Origin of the sequence: Pseudomonas sp. R45(2017) (assembly GCF_002112305.1) — a bacterium.
Lineage (GTDB): Bacteria > Pseudomonadota > Gammaproteobacteria > Pseudomonadales > Pseudomonadaceae > Aquipseudomonas > Aquipseudomonas paraglycinae.
The window spans coordinates 557,630-564,268 of record NZ_NEHH01000004.1; the positions used below are offsets into that span (position 1 = coordinate 557,630).

Genomic DNA, 6,639 nt, shown 5'->3' on the forward strand with positions numbered 1-6,639 from the left:
GAATTTATTGCGGTTCTGTTACAGGGTTATGACCGATTGGGTCGAATCCGATGAAAAAGTGGCACTTTGCTTTGAGTCGCGCGCGGTCTGCACCCGATTGCGTCCTTCGCCCTTGGCACGGTACAGCGCCTCGTCGGCCTGGCTGGCCATCATCAGACTGTCGGAGTCGTCGTGCATTTCTACCACGCCGGCGCTGAAGGTGCACCACAGATCCTGCGGCTGGGCCGGATAGTGGATCTCGGCAAAGCGCTGGCGGATTTCGTCGAGCACTTTGTGCGCGGCTTCTATATCGGTGTCGGGCATGACGATGGCGAATTCCTCGCCGCCGTAACGGCCGATGAAGTCGGTCTTGCGCAGACGCTGCTTGAGAAACAGCGCCAGGCTCTTGATCACCCGGTCGCCCATGGGATGGCCGTGGCTGTCATTGACCCGCTTGAAGTGGTCGATGTCGAGCATCGCAAAGCTCAACGGCTTGTTCTCGCGGCGGGCGCGGAACGAGCAGTCTTCGAGCAATTGCAGAATGTGCGTGTGGTTGTACAGGCCGGTGAGGCTGTCGCGGACCATCCGTGCTTTCAGGTTACGCGCACGGGCGGCGCGGTTGCGCACGGTGGTGATCAGGTGGCGCGGCTTGATCGGCTTGGTCAGGAAGTCATCGCCGCCTTCGCTCATGGCGTCGAGCTGTTTGTCCAGATCGTCCTCGGCCGACAGATAAATGATCGGCACGCTGACATAGCGGTCGTTGTGACGGATGACCTTGGCCAGCTCGGTGCCGGTGCAGGCCGGCATGTACATGTCGAGGATGATCAGGTCCGGCTGGAAGTCCGCCAGCTCGGCCATGGCCTGGATCGGTTCGATCAGGGTGCGGGTGACGATCCCGGCGCTGTTGAGCAGGCGTTCGGTGTGCAGGGCCTGGGCGCGGGAGTCGTCGATGATCAGCACTTTATAGGGTTCGTACTGGGCGACGCAGGTCAGGACCTCGATCTTCTCCAGCAGGCTCGAGGCTTCGAGGGTGCCGGTGAGGAATTCCTGGCCACCGGCGCGCACTGCCGCGAGGCGGGTCGGGGTGTCGGTTTCGTGCAGGCTGAAGAACAGCAGCGGCAGCGGTTCTTCCAGGCCTTGCTGGGCTTCGGCGGCGAGTTTCAGGCCGACGCCGACGCCGCTGAAATCCACGTCCATGACGATCGCGGCCGGCAGGCGCTCGACCATCGACGAGCGAAACGCCGACACGCTGTCCAGTGCCTGGGCGCTCAGACCGAAAAACTCCAGCTGTTTGGCCAGCCGCTCGGCACGGTCGTGGTCCTGCAGCATCACGTAGATCGGTTTGCGCAGGGGCGGCAGGAAGGTCTGATCGAGCTGATCGCCATGGCGCAGGCCGGTGCGCGACAGACGCTGCATCAAACGGTTGAGATCGGTGATCAGGCCGCTGCTCAGGCGTCCGCGATTGGCGTCCACCGCTTCCAGCGACTGGCTGATGTGGCGGGCCAGCTGCGTGTGTTCGGGCTGTTCGAAACGCTCGGCAAAACGCAGCAGGCGCAGATTGGCCTCGCTCAGTTCGGCGAGATCGGCAGTGGACCACTCACTGCGTTGCAGGCGCTGCCATATCTCAAGAATCTGACGTGCCTGATGAATTACCCGCTGGGCAAAGTGGTGCTTGAGGCGCTCACGGCTGGGGTCTTCTGGCTCGGTCATATCCTGACTACTAGTTAGGGTGCATGCTGAGATCGACTGGTGGCTCTATGCTAGCACCTCTTTTCCCTTACATGAGTGTCGTACGTCAATAATCTGCGGTACGACATCATTCAGTTTCTGACTCCCGGGTTTCAATTTGACCCTGATCGTCGGGGAAGTCCCCATCTACCGGACATTTGCCGATCTGTACGCCGGTGAATTTATCGGAGTATGAGAAAGGTGGGGCAGGGTGTTTGTGCTGTCGCGTTGCGGGTATCGGAATCGAATTGGTGGTGAATTGGATATCGGGGAATCCCTTAGGGCGGTCTGTACAGGCCTCGTGTCGGGTAGCGAGATAACGCCTGTCAATATTGACGGGTGCCCGGTCGAGGCACGTTGTTGTATGGTTGTGGTCGAACCGTTGAACCCAAGATTGAAAGGATATCGCCATGCTGGACTGGAAGAACCGCGCGGGCAGCGCGCCTGAACGTGCCGCCGAGCCCAAGTCGGCCACCCGCAGCTATGTCGGCGGGCTGTTGTTCAGCCGGGCGCTGGCCACGCTGGTCGCCATTTACCTGTTGGTGACTATTGCCCTTGGCTGGTACTGGAGCCAGGAGCCGGCGCTGTTTCCCGTGGCGCAGAACGCTCAGGTTGCCGCCGAGAAAGAGGGCAAGCAGATGGTGGTCGGCTACACCACCGTCGAAACCCTGAAAACCGTTGCCGGCACGTTGCTCGACAAGCCGGGCGGCTACATTTCCAACGACCGTTTCCCGCCGGGCCTGTGGATGGACAACATGCCGAGCTGGGAATACGGCGTGCTGGTGCAGGTTCGCGATTTGACCCGTGCCCTGCGCAAGGACTTCGCCCGCTCGCAGTCGCAATCGGCTGAAGACGCCGACCTGGCCAAGGCCGAGCCGCGCTTCAACTTCGACAACAAGAGTTGGATCCTGCCGTCCAGCGAGTCGGAATATCAGGAAGGCATCAATTCCCTGAGCCGTTATCAGGCGCGCCTGTCCGACCCGACCCAGAAAAACGCGCTGTTCTACGCCCGCGCCGACAACCTGAACAACTGGCTGGGCGATGTTGGCACCCGTCTCGGTTCGCTGTCGCAACGGCTGTCGGCCAGCGTTGGCCGGGTCAAGCTCAACACCGCGCTGAAAACCGAAGTGCCGGCGGTGGGTGAAGTGCCGCAGGTCGACGAGGAAGTCGTCGAGACTCCGTGGATGCAGATCGACAACGTGTTCTACGAAGCCCGCGGCCAGGCCTGGGCGCTGTCGCACCTGCTGCGCGCAATCGAGGTCGATTTCGCCGACGTGCTGGCGAAGAAGAACGCGACCGTCAGCGTGCGTCAGATCATTCGTGAGCTGGAGGCGTCGCAGGAGCCGATCTGGAGCCCGATGATCCTAAATGGCAGCGGCTTCGGTGTGCTGGCCAACCACTCGCTGGTGATGGCCAACTACATTTCCCGGGCCAACGCCGCCGTGATCGATTTGCGTCAACTGCTCAATCAGGGCTGAGTCATGGACGAGAGCGCCAGAGAGGCGGCCCACCGCGCCGCCTCGGATGCCGAGCAGATTGCGTGGGTCGACGAGCAGGACAACCTGCTCGGTTCCCTGGTGCGCGCCGACCTGCGCGAGCGCGGGCTGATCGGCCGTGGCACCTACATCATGCTGTTCAACTCCGCCGGTGAACTTTGCGTGCATCGGCGCACGTTGAGCAAAGCCATTTATCCCGGTTACTGGGACGTGGCGGCAGGCGGCATGGTGCAGGCGAACGAGACGTACGCCGAGTCGGCGGCCCGTGAACTGGAGGAAGAGTTGGGGGTGAGCGGCGTCGAGCTGACGGCCCACGACCATTTCTACTTCGAAGACACCGGCAATCGCCTGTGGTGTTCGGCGTTTTCGGCGGTGTGGGACGGGCCGCTGATCCTGCAGCCCGAAGAAGTGCTCGAAGCGCGCTTCATTCCGGTCGCGCAGGTCATGCTGGAAATCCAGCAAAAGCCTTATTGCCCGGACTCTCTGGCCGCGTTGAAACGCTATCTGAAGGCTCAGCAAAGCGACGTCGCAAAGAACACATAAATTGGCGCCGATTGGCACTTAGCAATCGGCGTTTTTGCCGTTACACTGCGCGACCTTTTCAAGCTGTGCCGGCCCGCTTTCACGAGCCGATGGCACAGTAGCGCTGCCCCTGCCTGAGTGGGGCTTCGCGGTCGATAGCCTTGCCCAAGGCTGCGATCAGTCTTTGTCCTCCCGAGAGGATTGCCGGTGGCCAAAAAAGCCGCATCCTTCGCCGCCCTGGGCGGCCTGGTATTTTCCACCGACGCAGGTCGTCATTGCCCGGAATGCAGCAAGCCGGTGGACGCCTGTATCTGCAAACAAACCGTGATCCCGGCCGGCGACGGCATTGCCCGCGTGCGCCGCGAGAGCAAGGGCCGTGGCGGCAAGACGGTGACCACCATCACCGGCGTGCCCCTGGCCGAAGACGCACTCAAGGAGCTGGCGACAACGTTGAAGAAACGTTGCGGCACCGGCGGCGCGTTGAAAGACGGGATCATCGAGATTCAGGGCGACCATGTCGAGCTGCTCCTGGCCGAGTTGGTCAAGCACGGTTTCAAGGCGAAGAAGTCCGGCGGCTAGCAGCCTCTGTGAAACCCACCGGCGGCTTGATTCAGCTCCAGCGTTTCTGGGCCTGACGTCGTTTCCATGGTTTTCACAGAGCCTGTTCATGACCGGTTTCTAAACTCAACGCTGTCAGCGCGGTCTACCGCCCCGCTGACGAACCGTCATTTTCATTCTTTAGACTGCGCCGGCCTGAGATCAGGCGACGCACTATGACTTCTTTATAGGGGACTTCGATGTCCGTACGACGCACACGCAAAGACGATGGCAGCCAATGGACAGTTGCGGACAGCCGCAGTGTTTACGGGATTCGCCATTGGGGGGCCGGGTATTTCGCGATCAATGACGCCGGTCGCGTCGAAGTTCGTCCGAACGGCCCGAGCAGCTCGCCTATCGATCTGTTCGAACAAGTCGACCAGTTGCGCAAGAGTGGCTTGTCCCTGCCGCTGCTGGTGCGTTTCCCCGACATCCTGCAAGACCGCGTCCGTCAGCTGACCGGCGCTTTCGATGCGAACATCGAGCGTCTGGAATACCAGAGCAAATACACCGCGCTGTACCCGATCAAGGTCAACCAGCAGGAAGCGGTGATCGAGAACATCATCGCCACCCAGAACGTTTCCATCGGTCTGGAAGCCGGCTCCAAGCCTGAGCTGCTGGCGGTGCTGGCGCTGGCGCCGAAGGGCGGCACCATCGTCTGCAACGGTTACAAGGACCGCGAGTTCATCCGTCTGGCGCTGATGGGCCAGAAGCTCGGCCACAACGTGTTCATCGTGATCGAGAAAGAATCCGAAGTCGGACTGGTGATCGAAGAAGCCGCCTCGCTGAAGGTCAAGCCACAGGTCGGCCTGCGCGTGCGTCTGTCGTCGCTGGCGTCGTCGAAGTGGGCGGACACCGGTGGTGAGAAATCCAAGTTCGGTCTGTCGGCGGCGCAACTGCTGTCGGTGGTCGAGCGCTTCCGCGCCGCCGGTCTGGATCAGGGCATCCGCCTGCTGCACTTCCATATGGGTTCGCAGATCGCCAACCTCGCTGACTACCAGCACGGCTTCAAGGAAGCGATCCGTTACTACGGCGAGCTGCGCAACCTCGGTCTGCCGGTCGATCACATTGACGTCGGTGGCGGTCTGGGCGTCGACTACGACGGCACCCACTCGCGCAACGCCAGTTCGATCAACTACGACATGGACGACTACGCCGGTGTCGTGGTCGGCATGCTCAAAGAGTTCTGCGACGCGCAGGCCCTGCCGCATCCGCACATTTTCTCCGAAAGCGGCCGCTCGCTGACCGCCCACCACGCGATGTTGGTGGTGCAGGTGACCGACGTCGAGAAGCACAACGACGACGTGCCACAGATCGAGAACAAGGAAGCGCTGCCGGAAACCGTGCAGTGGCTGGTTGACCTGCTCGGCCCGACCGACATCGAAATGGTCACCGAAACCTACTGGCGCGCCACCCACTACATGAGCGACGTGGCCGCCCAGTACGCCGACGGCAAACTGACCCTGGCCGAGAAAGCCCTGGCCGAGCAGTGCTACTTCGCCGTGTGCCGTCGCCTGCACAACTCGCTGAAAGCGCGTCAGCGTTCGCACCGTCAGGTGCTGGACGAACTCAACGACAAGCTGGCCGACAAGTACATCTGCAATTTCTCGGTGTTCCAGAGCCTGCCGGACACCTGGGCGATCGATCAGGTCCTGCCGATCATCCCGCTGCACCGTCTCGACGAAGAGCCGCTGCGTCGTGCCGTTCTGCAAGACCTGACCTGCGACTCCGACGGCAAGATCAATCAGTACGTCGACGAGCAGAGCATCGAGACCAGCCTGCCGGTGCACGCGCTGAACGAAGGTGAAGATTACTTGCTGGGCGTATTCCTGGTCGGCGCCTATCAGGAAATCCTCGGCGACATGCACAACCTGTTCGGTGACACCGACTCGGTGAACATTTACCAGAACGCCGACGGCAGCGTGTACCACGCCGGTATTGAAACCCACGACACCATCGAAGACATGCTGCGCTACGTGCACCTGTCGCCGGAAGAGCTGATGACCCACTACCGCGACAAGTGCGCCAGTGCCCGCATCAGCGCCAGCGAGCGCACTCAGTTTCTCGATGCATTGCGTCTGGGTCTGACCCGCTCCTCTTACCTGTCTTCCTGAGGCCAGGTTCCGCTTTCATCTGGTTGTCTGAAATTGTTCCGCTTACTGCGGACGTTTCAGACAACCAGGTGAGACGCTTCTTTTTCTCTTCGCGAAAATGCTTTCGTCCAGACGAGCAAAGTGATGTCGTCTGCTTTTCGCGTAGGTCATTTCCGAATTTGTACTTCGGCTCTCTACTCGGCCATGGCTCTCGGCGAGAATCC

At 61.1% G+C, this 6,639-nt stretch carries 5 protein-coding genes; 4 read left to right on the forward strand and 1 reads right to left on the reverse strand.

What is annotated here, in order from left to right; translation table 11 throughout:
• Positions 1–18: 18 nt before the first annotated feature.
• Positions 19–1,689: a diguanylate cyclase GcbA gene (gene gcbA, locus CAF74_RS12535; protein ID WP_085746563.1), complete on the reverse strand. Its 1,671-nt coding sequence runs from the start codon at positions 1,687–1,689 to the stop codon at positions 19–21.
• 428 nt (positions 1,690–2,117) lie between these two features.
• Between gcbA and CAF74_RS12540 the strand changes: the two genes are divergently transcribed.
• The 4 genes from CAF74_RS12540 (at position 2,118) to speA (ending at position 6,436) form a co-directional block, all read left to right on the forward strand.
• Entirely contained in the window at positions 2,118–3,185 is a 1,068-nt protein-coding gene (locus tag CAF74_RS12540; RefSeq protein ID WP_085746564.1) for a DUF2333 family protein, read from the forward strand.
• A 3-nt stretch (positions 3,186–3,188) separates the two neighbouring features.
• A complete protein-coding gene (locus CAF74_RS12545) occupies positions 3,189–3,746 on the forward strand; it encodes an NUDIX hydrolase (protein WP_085746565.1) in 558 nt (185 codons plus the stop codon).
• A 186-nt stretch (positions 3,747–3,932) separates the two neighbouring features.
• Positions 3,933–4,304, forward strand: a complete 372-nt coding sequence (locus tag CAF74_RS12550) for a translation initiation factor Sui1 (protein WP_007951016.1) — start codon at positions 3,933–3,935, stop codon at positions 4,302–4,304.
• Positions 4,305–4,522: 218 nt separating this feature from the next.
• Positions 4,523–6,436, forward strand: a complete 1,914-nt coding sequence (gene speA / locus CAF74_RS12555) for an arginine decarboxylase (protein ID WP_011332271.1) — start codon at positions 4,523–4,525, stop codon at positions 6,434–6,436.
• The last annotated feature ends 203 nt before the right edge of the window (positions 6,437–6,639 follow it).

What these genes read in the sequence shown, in the direction of transcription:
- gcbA (WP_085746563.1), bottom strand. Translation starts at nt 1,689, where the DNA reads ATGACCGAGCCAGAAGACCCCAGCCGTGAGCGCCTCAAGCACCACTTT.
- CAF74_RS12540 (WP_085746564.1), top strand. Translation starts at nt 2,118, where the DNA reads ATGCTGGACTGGAAGAACCGCGCGGGCAGCGCGCCTGAACGTGCCGCC.
- CAF74_RS12545 (WP_085746565.1), top strand. Translation starts at nt 3,189, where the DNA reads ATGGACGAGAGCGCCAGAGAGGCGGCCCACCGCGCCGCCTCGGATGCC.
- speA (WP_011332271.1), top strand. Translation starts at nt 4,523, where the DNA reads ATGTCCGTACGACGCACACGCAAAGACGATGGCAGCCAATGGACAGTT.